The organism is Streptomyces sp. PKA51 (genome assembly GCF_057552455.1).
In genome coordinates, this window is the sequence record NZ_BAAJPZ010000029.1 from 1 (window position 1) to 18025 (window position 18025).

Consider the following 18025-nt stretch of genomic DNA (forward strand, 5'->3'; position numbering starts at 1 on the left):
ACGTAGGCGGCCTTGAACCGCGTCATCTCGTCGGTGCCGACCTTCAGGTAGCCCGAGCCGGGCACGGTCGGCAGGTGGTACGCGTCCGGCACCCCCAGTGCCGTACGGGACTCGGCGGCGGAGAAGGTGCGCAGGCCGATGCGGTACGACAGGTACGTCTCCAGGCCGCGCCGAAGCCCGCCGGCGCCCCCGCGCCGCGCCCCGGCGCCCGTCCGGGCCCGTCCGGTCAGCGTGAGGGCGGCCGTCCGGCCGGTCCGCGCCCCGGTGGCCAGGGTGCCCCGCGCCCCGGCGCCCGTCCGGCCGGTCCCCGCCCGGGCAACAACCCCTTCACCTCCGGTGGCTCCACCGGCATGGCCCGGCCGCAGGCCCCGCGTCCCGGTGGCGCGCCCCGCCCCGGCCAGCCCGGCCCCGCCGGTCCCCGCCCGCAGGGCGGCCCCGGTGGCCCGCGTCCGCAGGGCGCCGGTCCCCGTCCGACCCCCGGTGCGATGCCCCGTCCGCAGGCTCCGGGCGGCGCTCCGCGTCCCGGCCCCGCCGGCAACCGCCCGAACCCGGGCATGATGCCGCAGCGTCCGGCCGCCGGCCCGCGTCCGGGCCCCGGTGGCGCCGGTCGTCCCGGTGGCGGCGCGGGTCGTCCCGGTGGCGGTGCCGGTCGTCCCGGCTTCGCCGGTCGTCCGGCCGGTCCGGGCGGCGGCGGTCGTCCGGGTGGCGGCGGCGGCTTCGCCGGCCGTCCCGGTGGCGGTGGCCCCGGTGGTGGCGGCGGCTTCGGCGGCGGTCGTCCCGGCGGCTTCGGCGGTCGTCCCGGTGGTCCGGGTGCCCGTGGTGGCACGCAGGGCGCCTTCGGCCGTCCCGGTGGTCCGGCCCGTCGTGGCCGCAAGTCCAAGCGTCAGCGTCGCCAGGAGTACGAGGCCATGCAGGCCCCGTCGGTGGGCGGCGTGATGCTGCCGCGCGGCAACGGCGACACCATTCGCCTGTCGCGTGGTGCCTCCCTCACCGACTTCGCGGAGAAGATCGGCGCCAACCCGGCGTCGCTCGTCGCCGTGATGATGAACCTCGGCGAGATGGTCACGGCCACGCAGTCCGTCTCCGACGAGACGCTGCAGCTCCTCGGCGACGAGATGAACTACCAGGTTCAGATCGTCAGCCCGGAGGAGGAGGACCGCGAGCTCCTCGAGTCGTTCGACATCGAGTTCGGTGAGAACGAGGGCGGCGAGGAGATGCTCGTCGCGCGTCCGCCGGTCGTGACCGTCATGGGTCACGTCGACCACGGTAAGACGCGACTCCTCGACGCGATCCGCAAGACCAACGTGGTCGCGGGCGAGGCCGGTGGCATCACCCAGCACATCGGTGCCTACCAGGTCGCGACCGAGGTCAACGACGAAGAGCGCAAGATCACCTTCATCGACACCCCGGGTCACGAGGCGTTCACCGCCATGCGTGCCCGTGGTGCCAAGTCGACCGACATCGCGATCCTCGTGGTGGCGGCCAACGACGGTGTCATGCCGCAGACGATCGAGGCCCTGAACCACGCCAAGGCGGCCGACGTGCCGATCGTGGTCGCGGTCAACAAGATCGACGTCGAGGGTGCCGACCCGACCAAGGTCCGCGGTCAGCTGACCGAGTTCGGTCTGGTGGCCGAGGAGTACGGCGGCGACACGATGTTCGTCGACATCTCCGCCAAGCAGGGTCTGAACATCGACAAGCTGCTCGAGGCCGTCGTCCTGACCGCCGACGCCGCGCTCGACCTGCGCGCCAACGCGGAGCAGGACGCGCAGGGCATCGCGATCGAGGCCCACCTCGACCGCGGTCGCGGCGCCGTGGCCACCGTCCTCGTCCAGCGCGGTACCCTCCGCGTCGGCGACACGATGGTCGCCGGTGACGCCTACGGCCGTGTCCGCGCGATGCTCGACGACAAGGGCCAGAACGTGGAGGAGGCGGGTCCCTCGACCCCGGTCCTCGTCCTCGGTCTGACCAACGTCCCGGGCGCCGGCGACAACTTCCTCGTCGTCGACGAGGACCGCACGGCCCGCCAGATCGCCGAGAAGCGCGCTGCGCGCGAGCGCAACGCCGCCTTCGCCAAGCGCACCCGCCGGGTGTCCCTCGAGGACCTCGACAAGGTGCTCAAGGCCGGCGAGATCCAGCAGCTCAACCTCATCATCAAGGGCGACGCGTCCGGTTCGGTCGAGGCTCTCGAGTCCTCGCTGCTCCAGCTCGATGTGGGCGAGGAGGTCGACATCCGCGTGCTGCACCGCGGCGTGGGTGCGGTCACCGAGTCCGACATCAACCTGGCGTCCGGCTCCGACGCGATCGTCATCGGCTTCAACGTCCGCGCCGAGGGCCGTGCCACGCAGATGGCCGAGCGCGAGGGCGTCGACGTCCGGTACTACTCGGTCATCTACCAGGCGATCGAGGAGATCGAGGCGGCCCTGAAGGGCATGCTGAAGCCGGAGTACGAAGAGGTCGAGCTCGGTACGGCGGAGATCCGCGAGATCTTCCGCTCGTCCAAGCTGGGCAACATCGCGGGTGTCCTCATCCGCTCCGGCGAGGTCAAGCGCAACACCAAGGCGCGCCTCATCCGCGACGGCAAGGTCGTCGCCGAGGACCTCACCATCGTCGGTCTGCGTCGCTTCAAGGACGACGTCACCGAGATCCGCGAGGGCTTCGAGGGTGGTATCAACCTCGGAAACTTCAACGACATCAAGGTCGACGACGTCATCGCGACGTACGAGATGCGCGAGAAGCCGCGCGGCTGATCCGCGTAGCTGCAGCCGGGGCCGGTCGGCGGGATCATATTTCCGTCGATCGGCCCCGGCCGTTGCGTGTACGGTTTCAAGCGGACCTGCACCTCACGCCTCCCGGGTGGGCTTCACCCGTCACACATGTATGTAGGGACACTGTCCTTCGACCTGCTCCTCGGCGACGTCCGGTCGCTGAAGGAGAAGCGCTCCGTCGTCCGCCCGATCGTCGCCGAGCTGCACCGCAAATACGCGGTCAGCGTGGCCGAGACCGGCGAGCAGGACCTGTACCGCCGCGCCACCATTGCAGTGGCGGCGGTCTCCGGGGACGCGGGGCACCTCACGGACATCCTGGACCGCTGCGAGCGCCTGGTCGCCGCACGGCCCGAAGTGGAGCTGCTGTCGGTACGGCGGCGGTTCCACGGCGACCACGACGACTGAACCGGCCGTCGTGGCCGCCCCCAGAGCACATTGCTGGAAAGACGAGAAGGAGACGGACCAGTGGCCGACAACGCGCGGGCGAAAAGGCTGGCGGACCTCATCCGCGAGGTGATCGCCCAGAAGCTGCAGCGCGGAATCAAGGACCCGCGGCTCGGCTCGCACGTGACCATCACGGACACGCGAGTCACCGGCGACCTGCGGGAGGCTACGGTCTTCTACACGGTCTACGGCGACGACGAGGAGCGCGCCAGCGCCGCGGCCGGCCTGGAGAGCGCCAAGGGCATCCTGCGCTCGGAGGTCGGCAAGGCGGCGGGCACCAAGTTCACGCCGACGCTGACCTTCGTGGCGGACGCCCTGCCGGACACCGCCCGCACCATCGAGGACCTCCTGGACCGGGCACGGGCCTCCGACGCCCAGGTCCGCCAGGCGTCCTCCGGCGCGGACTACGCCGGCGAGGCCGACCCCTACCGCAAGCCGGGTGACAACGGGGACGCGACCGCCGAATGAAGCAGAAGTACGACGGCCCGGACGGCCTGGTCATCGTCGACAAGCCGGCCGGCTTCACCTCGCACGACGTCGTCGCCAAGATGCGGGGCATCGCCCGCACCCGGCGCATCGGCCACGCGGGGACGCTCGACCCGATGGCGACCGGTGTGCTCGTCCTCGGCGTCGAGCGGGCCACCAAGCTCCTCGGTCACCTCGCGCTGACCGAGAAGGAGTACGTGGCCACCATCCGGCTCGGCCAGGACACGATCACCGACGACGCCGAGGGCGAGATCACCTCGTCCCGGGACGCCTCCGCGGTCACCCGCGAGGCCATCGACGCCGGGGTCGCCAAGCTGACCGGGGACATCATGCAGGTGCCCTCCAAGGTCAGCGCCATCAAGATCGACGGCAAGCGCTCCTACAAGCGGGCGCGCGAGGGCGAGGACTTCGAGATCCCCGCCCGCCCGGTGACGGTCTCCTCCTTCACCGTGCACGCCGTGCACCCCGCCGAGGCGGCCGACGGCACGCCCGTGCAGGACGTGCTCGTCTCCGTCGTCTGCTCGTCCGGCACCTATGTGCGGGCCCTCGCCCGCGACCTGGGCGCCGACACGGGCGTCGGCGGCCACCTGACGGCCCTGCGGCGCACCCGCGTCGGCCCCTACGGCATCGCCGAGGCCCGCACGCTCGACCAGCTCCAGGAGGAGCTGACCGTGATGCCCGTCGAGCAGGCCGTCGGCGCCGCCTTCCGGCGCTGGGACGTCACCGCCGAGCAGGCCCGCCTGCTGGGCAACGGCGTGCGCATCAAGGTGCCGCCGTTCGACACCACCGGCCCGATCGCGGCCTTCGGCCCCGACGGCCGCTTCCTGGTGCTCCTGGAGAACCAGGGCGGCCGCGCCAAGAGCCTGGCCGTCTTCGGCTGACGCACCCCGCCCGCTCCCCGCGGGCACCACCGTGGGGCGGGCGGCGTGTGCACGCCCTCCCGCCCCACGATCCCCCTCCCACTGGTCTCTATCCATCCGGGACGGATGATTCACCCCAACGGGCAGGCGCTCGGAGTGAACCAGGGGGGTGGAAGGGGGCGCGTTCGGCGTGAGACCTGGTTTCGCCGATCATCCGCTGCCTACCGTCGTGTGTACGAGCACGGCGGGGAGGTTCGACGGATGAACGGTCGGCGGACCGATGCCGAGGAGTCGCTGGTACGCATCACGGACCTCGCGGGAAGGGCGCGAGGCACCGGATTTCTCGCGGACGACTGCGGCACCCTCATCACCAGCCACGAGGCGGTCGACGGCCTCGCACGCCTGGTCCTGCACGCCCCCGGCGAGCTGACCTGCGTCGTCGGCGCCGACAGCGTCGTCGCCCTCCCCGAGTACGACCTCGCCCTCGTGCGCACCGAGGGCCTGACCGTCCCCCCGCTGCCCGTCGCCGCCGCCGAGCGCATCGAGAGCGGCAAGGACGTACGGCTGCGCGCCGGCCGCTGGCACAGCGGCCGCATCATCGGCGACGTCCCCGTCACCTACACCGCCACCGACCGCTTCCACCTCCTCGGCACCGCGCTCGAACTGTCCCTCTCCGGACGCTCGGCCCTGCGCCTCGGCGAGGAGGCCACCGGCGGCCCCGTCTTCGACGCCGGCACCGGCGCCGTCCTCGCCGTCCTCGGCACCGCCCTGCAGGCCGACCGGCGCGCCGCCGGCTTCGCCATCCCCCTGCGCGCCGCCGCCCTCGCCGCCCCCGGCGGGCCCCTCGCCGAGCTGCTCCACCGCAACTCCGCCACCGTCCCCGCCTTCGGCCCCGACCTCAACCTCGCCGGCGCCCTGCAGCTCACCGCCACCGCCCTCGGCTCCGTCGTCACCCCCCGCGTCTGGCGCGACCCCGTCGAGCGGCCCGAGATCGAGCGCGAATTCGCCCGCTTCCTCGACGGCCCGCCCGGCGAGGCCGGGGACGGCGCCCTCGTCCTCGGCCTGGTCGGCGACCCCGGCACCGGCCGCACCACCGAGCTCGGCGCCCTCGCCGCCCGCCGCGCCCGCGGCGCCGAGCCCGCACCCACCATCTGGCTGCGCGGCGCCGACCTGCGCGCCGGCGACGAGAGCCTGCGCGACGCCCTCGCCCGCGCCCTCGCCGCCGCCGGCCGCATCGTCACCGCCTCCGCCGGCCCCGGCGGCACCTTCGGCGACACCTCGACCGCCACCCCCGAGGCCACCGCCGAGCTCGCCCGCAGCATGGGCCGGCCCCTGCTCGTCCTCCTCGACGGGCCCGAGGAGATGCCGCCCGTCCTCGCCCACGCGCTGCCCGCCTGGACCTCCGCCACCGTGCACTGGCTGCGGCGCACCGCCACCCGCCTCATCGTCGCCTGCCGCCCCGAGCACTGGGAGATTGCCGGCACCCTCTTCCCCGAGGGCACCCTGCACCGGGCCGGCGGCCCCTGCGCCCCGCCGCCCGCCGGGCCCCGCGCCCTGCCGCCCTGCTCCCGGCTGCCCCGCCTCGCCCCCGGCCAGGCCGCCGAGGTGCGCGCCTCCTACGGCATCCCGCCCGACGCCATCGCCCCCGACGACGCCGCCCACCCCCTCGCCCTCCGGCTCCTCGCCGAGGTCCGCGCCGCCCTCCCCGACGGCACCGAGGGCACCGGCGGCACCGGGGAGGCGGCCCCCGACCGCTGGGAGGTCTTCTCCGCCTACCTCGACCTCGTCTGCCTGCGCATCGCCGTGCGCCTGGCCGCCGCCCGCCGCCCCCAGCTGCGCGGCCCGGCGGTGCGGCGGCTGGCCGCCCGCGTCGCCGGCCAGGTCCACGAGGCCGCCCGCCGCTGCCTCGGGCCCGGCCAGGGCGAGCTCGAACGCGAAGCCTTCGAGGAGCTGTTCCCCTGGCGCACCGGCTGGGCCTCGGCCGTCCTGACCGAAGGTCTGCTCGTCCCCGCCGGCACCGGCTACCGCTTCGCGCACGAGGAGTTCGCCGACTGGCTGCAGGGCACCCACCTCGACCTCGACGCCGCCCTCCACGCCCTCGTCCACCGCTGGTACGAGCCAGAGGGCCCGCCCGCCGAAGCCGCCGTCCGCCTGCCCTCCCGCGCCGGCGCCGGCCCCATGCCCGCCCCCGGCGGCCACGTCCCGCCCCCACCCGGCTCCGGCAAGGCCGCGGCCCGCGCCGCCGCCGGCAAGAACCGCCGCAAGCGCGGCGCCGCCCCCGCCGAACCCCGCCCGCTCCCCGTGCCCCGCCACCGCATCGGCCCCGTCCTCCAGTCGATGCTCCTGCTGGCACGCCGCTCCGGCCCCACCGAGCTCTCCCGGCGCCTGAGCGCCCTCGTCCACGCCGTCGAAACCCTCTCCCAGCGCACCGCCGACGCCGAGGCCAAGGAGGAGGGCGCCGGCCGCCGCCTCGGCGACCCCTCCTGGTGGGCCGCCCACCTGCTCGGCGAAACCCTTCTGCGGGTGCCCGACGCCACCCCCTACCTCGGCGTGCTGCGCCTCCTCGCCGAGCGCACCACCGCCCGCTCCGTCGCCGTCGGCGGCTTCGACAGCGAGGCCGCGGCCACGCTCGGCGGCCTGGCGGAATTCGGCCCCTGGTTCTGGCTGCGCCTCCCGCTCGCCCTGGCCGACCGCCTGGAACTCCTGCGCATCCTCCTCCCCGCCGACGCCCCACCCCCCGGCTCCCTGCCCCCGCCGCGCCGCGCGGAACTGGACGCGGCGGACGCCGAGCCCCCGGCCGGAGCCGGCGCGGGGGACCGCCGCGGCCCCGGCGTGCCGGGGCAGCGGGCCGGCACGGACGGGGCCCGCCCCGTCCGGGACGGCGGGGCGGAGGCGCGCGGCGGTGCGGACGCCGAAGTCGGCGAACCGTGGACCAGAAGCCCCGAGGACACCACCGCCGCGCCCGGCCGCGCCGAGAGCGGACCCGACACGTCCGATGGCCGGGGCGACCGGATCGAGGGCGCTCCGGCAGCGGCCGATGGCCGGGGCGGCCGGGTCCAGGACGCCACGGGCGCCCCCGGTGGGCGGGCTGCGGAGGCCCCGGACGGGCCCGGCACGGCCGGTGCCGACCTCGGATGGTTCGGCCGACGGGACGGGCGGGCCGAGAGTGACGACGCAGCGACCGTCGGCCGGGCTGCGGAGCCCCAGGGCGAGCCCGGCGCGCCCGCGGGGCGGGGTCCCGGTGCCGAGGGTGACCTCGGGTGGTTCGGTGCCCGGGACGGCCGGGCCGAGGGGGCCTCTGGAACGACCGGGAGCCGGGACGGCCGGGCTGAGGGCGTCCTCGGAGCGACCGGTGTCCGGGCCGGCCGGGCTCAGGGCGCCGCCGGCCCGTCCGCTGGGCAGGGCCCCGATGCCCAGGGCGAGCCCGGGGCGCCCGCCGGGCGGGGTGCCGGTGCCGAGGGTGACGTGGGGTGGTTCGGCAGCCGGGACGGCCGGGCTGCCGGCCGCCCGGGAGCGGCTGGCAGCGACGGCCGGGCCGAGGGCGCCCCCGCAGCAACCGGTGGCCGGGGCGGCCGGGTCCAGGGCACCGCCGGTGCGTCCGGGCGGCAGGATGCCGAGGGCGCCGCCGGTGCGTCCGGGCGGCAGGATGCCGGGGCGCGGCGGCCGCCTGTCGTGGGGCGCCGGGGGCCGGGGGTCTCGTACAGTTCGGCCCGGCCCGAGGGCTACGAGCCGCACGCGCCCAGCGATCCGCACGGGTTCGCCGGGCCCGACGAGGACGAGTTGCCGCCCGGGCCGCAGGAGCACGACGAGCCCGATGCCGGGGCGGAGGGCGGCAGTGCCGCCGCCGTCCACGCGGCCGACCGCTTCCTGACCGCCGTGGCGGCGCTGCTGATCGACGACCCGTACGGTGCGCAGCCGCTGCTGTGCCGCTGGTTCGGGGACAACCGCTTCCTGCAGGTGCCGCCGGACGGCGACGGCATGCGCCCGACGGTCGCCACGGCCGCGCAGGCCCTGCTGCACACCCACCGCCGGCGGGCCATCGACGATCTCGCCGAGGCGCTCGTGGACGCCGGTCATCCGCGCGCCGACGAGCTGCTGGCCGCGCTCGCCGAGGACGAGCCGTCCGCGTTGTGCCGGGCCGTCGACCGCTGGGCCCACGACGACCGTGTGGAGCGCCACGTGGCGGCGGCCGCCTACGGGCTGAAGACGGCCCCGCACGTGGTCACGGCCGCCGATCGCGAGCTGCTGCGCTTCTCCGCGCTCGCTCTGCTCGCGCGCCCCGCCGAGGGTGCCCTGCACGGCACGGCGCTGGCCCTGCTGGTCCGGGATCCCGAGACCCGCGGCAAGTACCTGCCGCAGGCTCTCGCCCGCTTCTCGCAGGGCGACCCGCATCTGCCGTCGGCCGTGCTGGCCCCGGCCCTGGCCAGTCATGCGGATGCCGTGCTCGACGCCTTCCGGGCCCGGCTGCACGAGCCGGGGGAGGGGCCGGGCGAGGTGCTGCGCACCCTCGCCGAGGTGCGGGAGCCGGTGCTCGCCCGCCGGGTCGCGGCCCTCGTGCGGGAGCACGTCGAGCACCGCCCGGAGGGCGCCGAGAACGCCGCGGCGTTCGTCGACCGCCGCCTGGAGCACGGGCCCGGGGCTCGGGCCGTCCTCTTTCCGCTGGTCGCGGCCCTGTTGCAGTCCGGCACCCCACCGGTGCGCCGGGCGTTGGCGCCCGTCCTGGCGGATCCCGGCACGCCCGTCTCCCGGCCGTTGCGCCAGGAGCTGCTGGAGGTGCTGATGGAGCGCGAGGAGTACGGGCCGTACGGCCCGTACGAGCGGGAGGTGACCGTTCTGGACGCGCTGCTGCGCGCCGTGGCGGCGGGCGCCGCCGAGCGCACCGAGGCCCGTACGCGTGATCTCGTCCACCGCACGGGCCTGCTGATGGCCCGCACTCCGGAGGGCGCCGCCTTCTTCGACCGGCGCCTGATCCAGCTGGCCCGCGAGATTCCCGCCTTCGGCGATCAGGTCCGCGGGTGGCTGAAGTCCGCCCCGGCCCAGTGGGCCGTGGTCGTCGGTCCGAGTGCCCGCATCCGGCTGACCGCCGGCCGTGAGAAGGGAGGCGAAGGGGGCTCGGGGGACGCGCGGGACGGCGCGGACCCGGCGCACGCGAAGGCCGGTGCCCCGGCCGATGCGGGAGGCCGCGAACCGGCATGGCACTCTTAGACCTGCGTCATCAGACAGACAAAGGTTCGGGTTCGGGCGAGGAGCGGGCACAGTGCAGCGCTGGCGTGGCTTGGAGGACATCCCCCAGGACTGGGGGCGCAGCGTCGTCACCATCGGCTCGTACGACGGCGTGCACCGGGGGCATCAGCTGATCATCGGCCGGGCCGTGGAGCGGGCCCGGGAGCTCGGTGTCCCCTCGGTCGTGGTCACCTTCGACCCGCACCCCAGCGAGGTGGTGCGCCCGGGCAGCCACCCGCCGCTGCTGGCGCCGCACCCGCGGCGTGCGGAGCTGATGGCCGAGCTGGGCGTGGACGCGGTGCTGGTGCTGCCGTTCACCACCGGCTTCTCCCAGCTCTCGCCGGCCGACTTCGTGGTGAAGGTGCTCGTCGACAAGCTGCACGCGCAGCACGTCGTGGAGGGCCCCAACTTCCGCTTCGGCCACCGTGCCGCCGGTGACGTCGCCTTCCTGCGCGAGCTGGGCGGCACGTACGACTTCGGTGTCGAGGTCGTCGACCTGTTCGTCTCGGGCGAGGCGGGCGGCGGGCTGCCGTTCTCCTCGACGCTGGTGCGGCGTCTGGTCGCCGACGGCGACGTGACCGGGGCCATGGAGATCCTCGGCCGCCCGCACCGTGTGGAGGGCGTCGTCGTGCGCGGTGCGCAGCGCGGCCGCGAGCTCGGCTTCCCGACGGCCAACGTCGAGACGCTGCCGCACACGGCGATCCCGGCGGACGGGGTGTACGCGGGCTGGCTGACCGTCGGGGGCGAGGCCATGCCGGCGGCGATCTCCGTCGGCACGAACGTGCAGTTCGACGCGACCGAGCGCACCGTCGAGGCGTACGCCATCGACCGCGTCGGCCTGGAGCTGTACGGGCTGCACGCCGCCGTGGACTTCCTCGCCTACCTGCGGGGGATGCAGAAGTTCGAGTCCATCGAGGCGCTGCTGGCCTGCATGGCCGACGACGTGAAGCGGGCGCGCGACCTCGTCGCGGCCCACGAGGCGGCGGCCGTCACCGGCTGAGGCACCCCTCATCCGCGGGGAAGGCCCCGGGCGCTCGACGAGTGCCCGGGGCCTTCTCCTGTGTCACTGCTGGGGTGTCACTGCTGGGGCGGGATCGCCCAGCCACCGCCGTCCTGCGGCGGGGGCGGGTACGCGCCGGGCTGCGGCTGACCGTACGGGTTGTACGCACCCGGGGCACCCGGCATCCCGGGCTGCATGCCGGGCATCGGCTGCCCCGGCACCGGCTGGCCCGCCTCGGGCGCGTACGCACCCGGCACCGGCGGCGCCTGGTGGTGCGGCGCGGCGTACAGGCCCTGTTGCTGCTGGGCGCGCACGAAGTCCTCGGCGACCATGGCGGAGAGGTTGAAGTACGCCTCGCGCGTCTTGGGGCGCATCATCTCCAGGTCGACCTCGGCGCCCGCGGCCAGGTGCTCGTCGAAGGGCACCACGACGACGCCGCGGCAGCGGGTCTCGAAGTGCGACACGATGTCCTCGACCTTGATCATCTTGCCGGTCTCGCGGACACCGGAGATGACGGTGATGCTGCGCGAGACCAGATCGCCGTAGCCGTGCGCGCCGAGCCAGTCCAGCGTGGTGCTGGCGCTGCTCGCGCCGTCCACGGACGGCGTCGAGATGATGATCAGCTGGTCGGCGAGGTCGAGGACCCCGCGCATCGCGCTGTAGAGCAGGCCGGTGCCCGAGTCGGTGAGGATGATCGGGTACTGCTTGCCCAGCACGTCTATGGCGCGCCGGTAGTCCTCGTCGTTGAAGGTCGTGGAAACCGCCGGGTCCACGTCGTTGGCGATGATCTCCAGTCCGGAGGGCGCCTGCGAGGTGTAACGGCGGATGTCCATGTAGCTGTTGAGGTGCGGGATGGCCTGCACGAGGTCACGGATCGTCGCCCCCGTCTCCCGGCGCACCCGGCGGCCGAGCGTACCGGCGTCCGGGTTGGCGTCGATCGCGAGGATCTTGTCCTGACGCTCGGTCGCCAGCGTCGCCCCCAGGGCCGTGGTCGTCGTCGTCTTGCCGACGCCGCCCTTGAGGCTGATGACCGCGATGCGGTAGCAGGACAGGACCGGCGTGCGGATCAACTCCAGCTTCCGCTGCCGCTCCGCCTCCTCCTTCTTGCCGCCGAACTTGAACCGGGCCGCCGGACTCTGCTTCTTCGGCTTCGGCTTGCTCTTCAGCAGCCGCTCCGAGGACAGCTCCACGGCCGCGGTGAACCCGAGCGGGGCACCGTGCACGGACCGCTGCCGCTGCTCCGGCGTCACCGTCGGCCACCCGCCGCCGGCCCGCGGATCGGCCGGTGCCTCGGCCTGCGGCTGCGGTTGCCCGTCGGGGGCGGGCGGTACGGGCTGCTGGCCCGGGTACGGGCCCGGCTGGCCGGGGACGTTGGGGTACCCGTAGCCGCCGGACGCCTGCGGATATCCGTAGCCGCCGGGGGCGGGGGCCGGGGCGGGCGTCCCGTAACCGGCGTACGGCGAGGGGGCGCCGGGCGCGCCGGGACCCGGGTAGCCGTACCCACCCTGCGGGGCAGGGGCCTCGGGCACCGCCGGGGCGGCCGGGGCGGCCGCGGCGGGCAGATGCCAGTCACCACCGGCGCCCGGGGCGGGGGCCGCCGGCGCGGCGCCGAATTGCGGGGTGGCGGGAGCCGGGGCGGCGGGGGCGCCACCGAACGCAGGGCTGCCGGGAGCGGCTTCGCCCGGAGTGCCGGCGGGGGCGCTTGCGCCCGGCGCGCCGGCCGCCGGCGTACCACCGAAGTGGGGGGCGCTCGGCTCGGCACCGGGAGCGCTGCCGAACGGGGGGTTGCCGGGAGCGGCTTCGCCGGGCACGCCGGGACCCGGGGCGGCGGCGCCGGGCGCACCGCCCAACGGGGTACCGGTCGGAGCGGCTTCAGCCGGGGTGCCGACGTTCGCATCCGGTGCCGTGCCCGCCGGGGCGCCACCGAACGCAGGGCTGCTCGGTGCGGCTTCGACCGGGGTGCCGGCGTTCGCATCCGGTGCGCCGGACGCCGGCGTACCGCCGAACTGAGGGGCACTCTGAGCGGCTTCGCCCGCGGCACCGCCGAACCCAGGGGTGGCCGTCCCGACCTCGCTTGCCGGGGCAGCGGCCGCGCCCGCGGCATCCGCCGCCGGCGTACCGCCGAACTGGCCGCCCGGTGCGGCGGTAGCCGACGCGGGGGCCGCGTTTGCCGGGGTGCCGGTGGGCGCGCTGCCCTGCGGCCCTGCCGTACCGGCATCCGCCGTCGGCGTACTGCCGAACTGGCCGCCCGGTGCGGCGGTGCCCGCCGCAGGGGCTGCGTCTGCCGGGCCGCCGGTGGGTGTGCCGCTCTGCGGCCCTGCCGTACCGGCATCCGCCGTCGGCGTAGCGCCGAACTGGCCGCTCGGCGCAGCGGCACCCGCCGTAGGGGCCGCGTTTGCCGGGGTGCCGGTGGGCGCGCTGCCCTGCGGCCCTGCCGCGGCGGCGTCGGCCGTCGGCGCGCCGCCGAACTGGTGGCCCGCCGCAGCGGCTTCGCTCGCTGCACCGGCCGCCGGGGCAGTGGCGCTCGGCGCATTGCCGGCCTGGGAGCCGGCCGCAGCGGCCTCACTCGGGGCGCCGGCGTCCGGCGTACCGCCGAACGGCGAACCGGCAGCCGCGCCGCCGGACGGCGCAGCGCCCTCCGGGCTCGGCGGCGGGGGCCAGGCGGGCGCCGGGGCGGCGGCGGGCGGGAAGTTCGGAGGAAGGGGCGGCAGCGACGCCTGCGGCGCCGGGGGCGCCGTCCAGCCGTCGGACGCCGGCGTGGGCTCGGCCGGCGCCGGCGCCGATGCCGGCGCGGGCGCACCCGTGTCGACGCCCGCAGAGGTGCCCGCCGCCGGCGGCGTGCTCTGCGTGTACCACGCGGGCGGCGTGTAGTCGATGGTGAACTCGCCCGTGTGTTCGGGTTCGTGTTCGGCGTCGGGCCGGTCCTCGCCGGCTGTCCTTCCGGCCGCGCGGATCTCGTCCCGATCGCTGCTCACAATGCCTCCTACTGGTGTGGTCCGGCGCCCGTGGGTGTGTGGAGTCGTCTGGCGGGCCGACCGTTACTGCCGACCTCGAACGCCCGGATGTTCCCCGTCTGTCGCATGACAGGACCGGCGTCGGGTCCTCCAGTGCGTGCGTACGGTCATACAGACTAATCGTCATCCGCATCTGTGCGGCAGGCCCGCCCCCGCCTCCCCGTCCGCCCCTTGCGGGACGCCCTCACGGGACGCCCCGGCAGGGCAAGGCTTCCCCGGCGGGCCCGCCGGACACCTGGGTGTCGTCGGTCAGTCCATGCGCCGGGCGGCGCCCAGCAGCCCCGTCTCCGGTTCGGTGGGCCGGGTCGTGACGTACGTGCGTGACGTGCGCGTGCACCAGAGGGTGACGCCGTCGGGGAGCGTGGAGAGCGTGTCGACGTCGTGGGGCGGCAGGTTCATGGCCCGCCCCAGTCGCCGGGCCTCGTCGGGCGAGACGCGCTGGATGCCGACGACGTCGGCGCGGGCGGTGAGCCGGGGAGCGGTGGGGCCGGGGTAGGGCAGGAGCGTGAGGACGGACTGCCACGGTGCCGGGCCCGTACGGCCGCGCGGCGGGCGTACTCCGCAGTCGCGCACGACGAGGACGGGGCTGTGCACGGCCGGGCCCTGCGGGGGCACGCGGCCGACGTCGTGGAGGGTGATGGCCTGCTGCCCGGTGTTGGCCGCCTGGGCCAGGGCCGTCCACATCTGCCGGCGCCCGGTCTCGACCGCGACGCGTGCGCCCGTGCCGACCGCGCGCAGTGCGAGGACCTGTGCCGTCCAGACGCCGCCGACGAGGACGATGTCGAAGGGGGTGGGGCGGCCGGTGCCGAGCACGGCGGGGGCGCCGTGCTCGTCGGCGCCGATGACGATCCCGTCGTCGCCGACGGGCAGGGCGAGGGCGTCGAACTCCTCGGCCGCCAGCTCGTGCCGGCCGCGCCGGGGCCCGAGCAGCCCGAAGCCGGTCCGTGCCCGGCGGCCGGGGGCCGCGGGTGCCGGGGCCGCCCCGGCCGCCGGTCCGGCGGCGGGGGCGCCGGTGTACGTGGTCGTGGCCATCAGCGTGTTCCTCCCAGCGGCAGTGTGGCGAGGACGCCCGGCACCTGCTCGTGGTCCAGCCGCACCAGGCCGACCTTCACCGCGCGGGCGGCCCGCTCCAACTCGCGGCGGACCGCCGTCAACTCGTCCGCACTGCGCCCGCATATCCGGACATGCCCGGTCATGGTGGGCGTGTGCCGCCCCTCCAGCATGCGCCCGCGGCCGAGCGTCAGGCTGAGCGTCGTCGACAGGGCGGGCAGCGACATCAGCAGCGCCGCCAACTGCGGCAGGCTCGCACCACCCGCACCGCTCGCACCTGCACCGCCCAGCCGGGGCCAGCGGCCCAGCCAGTACGTCGTGTGCCAGCGGTCGTCGCAGCGCCAGGCGCGTGCGCTCTCCACCGTCCGCCGCGCGGGCGTGCCCGTACGGCCCGCCTGGGCGGTGGCGGCGGGGTTGAGGTCGGCAGCCGTCGCGAGGGCGGCCGTCAGCGCGTCCTCGGACAGCAGGGCGGCCCGGAACCCGGCTCCCGCCAGCCGGCTCGCCAGCTGGTCGGCCGCGCGCAGCACGCAGCGGCGGGCCCCGGTCGTACCGCCCCCGCGTGCCTCGACCGCCTCCCGGCACAGCTCCGGGTCGAGCTTGAGCGCCACCCATGTCTGGCGCACCGCGGGCGCGCCCGTCAGCTGTTGCAGCGGCGCGTAGTTGCGCGCGGCGAGGGAATCGGCGGGCAGGTGCGGGGCGGGTGCCGGCAGGGTGCTCTGCACCACCTGCACGGACTCCAGCGCGATGCCGTCGACGTCCATCGCGTCCCGCAACAGCGCGAGCGGCAGCGCCTTGTGCGTGCGGTCGGCCCGCAGCGGCCGGTCGACGCCGTCGACGCGCAGCACCGCCGTCAGGAACGTGCCGTCGCCGACCAGGCCGACCTCCCGCTCCGTCCGGTCGACGAAGGAGGAGGTGCGCAGGGCCGGTTCGCACTCGACCAGGGGCGCCAGCCGGGGATCCGTACCGGGCGGCACCGGCTGCGCCGCCGCCCGGCGCGCCCGCCGGCGCAGCGCGACCACGGACATCAGCCACTCGACGGCGGGCCGCCGCCCGCGTCGCAGGACGGCCGGCAGGAGCAGCAGCACGGCCAGGACCACCGCCGGCGCCAGCAGCAGCCGGCCGCCGAGCCAGCCCAGCAGCACCACGGCCGCCGCCAGCTCCACCAGCACCAGCTGCTGCAGTCGCACCGGCCCCAGCGCACCGCGCCCCGGGGCCGGCCGGGGCTGCACGGCGCCGGCCGCGGGCACGCCCGCACCGGGCCCCGGGCCGCCCTCCGGCCGTACGCGCGTCGCGGCTGCCATGACCCGTCAAGCCCCCTCGAAATCCGCCGAATCCAGCTCCACGCACACCGGTCGGACACACCGGCGGAAAACCGGTCGCCGCCCTTTCCGGGACCGTCCCCCGGCGACACGTGGCGATCACCTACGGGCATAGTAGAGGCTCGGTCCGACACCGGCCCCGCCCGGGCGACGGCGCTCGACCGGAGCACGTGCGCCGCGGAACAACCCCGCGAAATCGGTGGATTCGCGACGACGGGACAGCAACAAAGACAACGACGGCAAGACGACGAAACGGCATCGGAAAACCGGGGGAGAAGCAGCTCCACATGGCATCACGGCGGGACGAACTCAACGCCTACACCTTCGCGAGAAAACGGACGGTCGCCGCTTTCCTGCAGCCCTCCCTCACCGGCTCGGAGGAAGGTGCCCCCCGGCCGCTGCGCACGATCCTGCCCGGCATCGTCGTCGGTGCCCTGCTCGTCGCGGGCTTCGGCGCCTGGGGCGTCTTCAAGCCCGTCGCCCCCAAGGGCTGGGACGACGTCGCCGCGCACGTCATCGTCGGCAGCGACTCCACCACCCGCTACGTCGTCCTGACCACCGACGGCAAGAAGCAGCTCCACCCCGTCCTCAACCTCGCCTCCGCCCGGCTGCTGCTCGACCCCGGCAAGGGCGGAGTGATCAAGGTCCGGGAGTCCGAGCTCGACGACGGCCACATCCCGCGCGGCCCCACCCTCGGCATCCCCTACGCGCCCGACCGCATGCCCACCGCCGCGCAGGCCGGCAAGCCCAAGCAGTGGGCCGTCTGCCAGCAGCCCGGCGGAGGCGGCAGGACCACCCAGAAGGCGGTCTTCCTCTTCGCCGCCGGCGACCCCAAGGCCAAGCAGCTCACCGGCCCCCGACGGCTGCGCGGCGCCCAGGCGCTGTACGTCCAGGGCCCCGACGAGGCCCGCTACCTCGTCGACCCCAAGGGCACCCGCTACCTCATCGGCGGCCCCGACTGGCAGAACCAGGACGCCGCCGACCGCAACCTGCTGCTGCGCGCCCTCTTCAACGACGGCGCCCAGCCCCAGCGCGTCACCAAGGAATGGCTCGGCACCCTCCGCGAGGGCACGCCCATCACCTTCCCCACCCTCCACGGCAACGTCGGCGACCCCGCCGGCGTCCCCACGCTCAAGGGCCGGGCGGGCCGCGTCGGCATGATCCTCCAGGCGCCCACCGGCACCACCACCCAGCACTACGTCGTGCTCCCCGGCAAGGTCGCCCGCGTCTCGGAGTTCACCGCCAAGCTGCTGCTCAGCAGCCGCGCCCTCGCCCCCCTCGGCCAGGCCGGCACCCCCGAGCGCGTCAGCGCCGCCGACTTCACCCCCGACGCCGAGGAGTTCTACGGCGGCATGCACTGGCCCGCCCAGGTGCCCCGCCCCGCCAACTCCGCCGACCCCGTGGCCGGCGGCGACGGCAACGACACCGTCTGCAGCCTCTTCGGCGGCCTCGACCCCGGCGGCAACCCCGACCTCGGCGTCTGGGCCGGCAAGGACTACCCCGCCACCATTCCCGACGGCGCCACCAGCGCCTACGTCACCCCCGGCTCCGGGCTGCTCTACCGCCAGGTCACCGGCCGCCAGACCAACAGCGGCCCGGTCTTCCTCGTCACCGACACCGGGCTGCGCTACGCCGTCCAGTCCAACGGCGACAGCGCCACCGACCGCTCCCGCATCGGCGACGCTCCCTCGCCGGACCCCGCGCGGCCCGGGGCCACCGACGCCGACCAGGCCCGTACCCGCCTCGGCTACAAGGACGTCGCCCCCGTGCCCGTACCGGCCAACTGGTCGCAGTTCCTGCCGACCGGACCCCGGCTGGACACCAACAGCGCCAAGCAGCCGCAGGGTTCGTAGGGAGCCTT

9 protein-coding genes and 1 pseudogene are annotated in these 18025 nt (G+C 75.6%); 7 read left to right on the forward strand and 3 right to left on the reverse strand.

The window, feature by feature from the left end; translation table 11 throughout:
- Window positions 1–79: 79 nt before the first annotated feature.
- The 6 genes and pseudogenes from infB to AC27L3_RS27595 form a co-directional block, all read left to right on the forward strand.
- Window positions 80–2750: pseudogene (gene infB / locus AC27L3_RS27570) on the forward strand (translation initiation factor IF-2); the annotation flags it as partial.
- Between the two features lie 126 nt (window positions 2751–2876).
- On the forward strand, window positions 2877–3173 hold the full coding sequence (locus tag AC27L3_RS27575; protein ID WP_344435987.1) for a DUF503 domain-containing protein: 297 nt from the start codon (window positions 2877–2879) through the stop codon (window positions 3171–3173).
- Window positions 3174–3233: 60 nt separating this feature from the next.
- Window positions 3234–3680: a 30S ribosome-binding factor RbfA gene (rbfA, locus tag AC27L3_RS27580; RefSeq protein WP_344435988.1), complete on the forward strand. Its 447-nt coding sequence runs from the start codon at window positions 3234–3236 to the stop codon at window positions 3678–3680.
- Complete coding sequence (gene truB, locus AC27L3_RS27585; RefSeq protein ID WP_365967499.1) at window positions 3677–4579, forward strand: tRNA pseudouridine(55) synthase TruB; 903 nt, start codon at window positions 3677–3679, stop codon at window positions 4577–4579. Before rbfA ends, truB begins: the two co-directional genes overlap by 4 nt.
- Before the next feature lie 240 nt (window positions 4580–4819).
- Window positions 4820–9763, forward strand: a complete 4944-nt coding sequence (locus AC27L3_RS27590; RefSeq protein ID WP_487236786.1) for a hypothetical protein — start codon at window positions 4820–4822, stop codon at window positions 9761–9763.
- A gap of 52 nt (window positions 9764–9815) precedes the next feature.
- Window positions 9816–10781 (forward strand): bifunctional riboflavin kinase/FAD synthetase, encoded by a 966-nt coding sequence (locus AC27L3_RS27595; RefSeq protein WP_487236787.1) that lies wholly within the window; start codon window positions 9816–9818, stop codon window positions 10779–10781.
- A 77-nt stretch (window positions 10782–10858) separates the two neighbouring features.
- Here the strand turns inward: AC27L3_RS27595 and AC27L3_RS27600 are convergent, their stop codons facing one another.
- The 3 genes from AC27L3_RS27600 to eccE form a co-directional block, all read right to left on the reverse strand.
- Complete coding sequence (locus AC27L3_RS27600) at window positions 10859–13756, reverse strand: SCO5717 family growth-regulating ATPase (RefSeq protein WP_487236788.1); 2898 nt, start codon at window positions 13754–13756, stop codon at window positions 10859–10861.
- Between the two features lie 288 nt (window positions 13757–14044).
- A complete protein-coding gene (locus AC27L3_RS27605; protein ID WP_487236789.1) occupies window positions 14045–14827 on the reverse strand; it encodes a hypothetical protein in 783 nt (260 codons plus the stop codon).
- Window positions 14827–16146, reverse strand: a complete 1320-nt coding sequence (eccE, locus tag AC27L3_RS27610) for a type VII secretion protein EccE (protein WP_487236790.1) — start codon at window positions 16144–16146, stop codon at window positions 14827–14829. Before eccE ends, AC27L3_RS27605 begins: the two co-directional genes overlap by 1 nt.
- A gap of 305 nt (window positions 16147–16451) precedes the next feature.
- On the opposite strand from eccE, the gene eccB reads away from it, so the two are divergent.
- Entirely contained in the window at window positions 16452–18017 is a 1566-nt protein-coding gene (gene eccB / locus AC27L3_RS27615; RefSeq protein WP_487236791.1) for a type VII secretion protein EccB, read from the forward strand.
- Window positions 18018–18025 lie beyond the last annotated feature (8 nt).

Bases quoted from the DNA above. Each gene is read 5' to 3' on its own strand.
- AC27L3_RS27575 (WP_344435987.1), top strand. From the start codon at position 2,877: ATGTATGTAGGGACACTGTCCTTCGACCTGCTCCTCGGCGACGTCCGG.
- truB (WP_365967499.1), top strand. From the start codon at position 3,677: ATGAAGCAGAAGTACGACGGCCCGGACGGCCTGGTCATCGTCGACAAG.
- AC27L3_RS27590 (WP_487236786.1), top strand. From the start codon at position 4,820: ATGAACGGTCGGCGGACCGATGCCGAGGAGTCGCTGGTACGCATCACG.
- AC27L3_RS27605 (WP_487236789.1), bottom strand. From the start codon at position 14,827: ATGGCCACGACCACGTACACCGGCGCCCCCGCCGCCGGACCGGCGGCC.
- eccE (WP_487236790.1), bottom strand. From the start codon at position 16,146: ATGGCAGCCGCGACGCGCGTACGGCCGGAGGGCGGCCCGGGGCCCGGT.
- eccB (WP_487236791.1), top strand. From the start codon at position 16,452: ATGGCATCACGGCGGGACGAACTCAACGCCTACACCTTCGCGAGAAAA.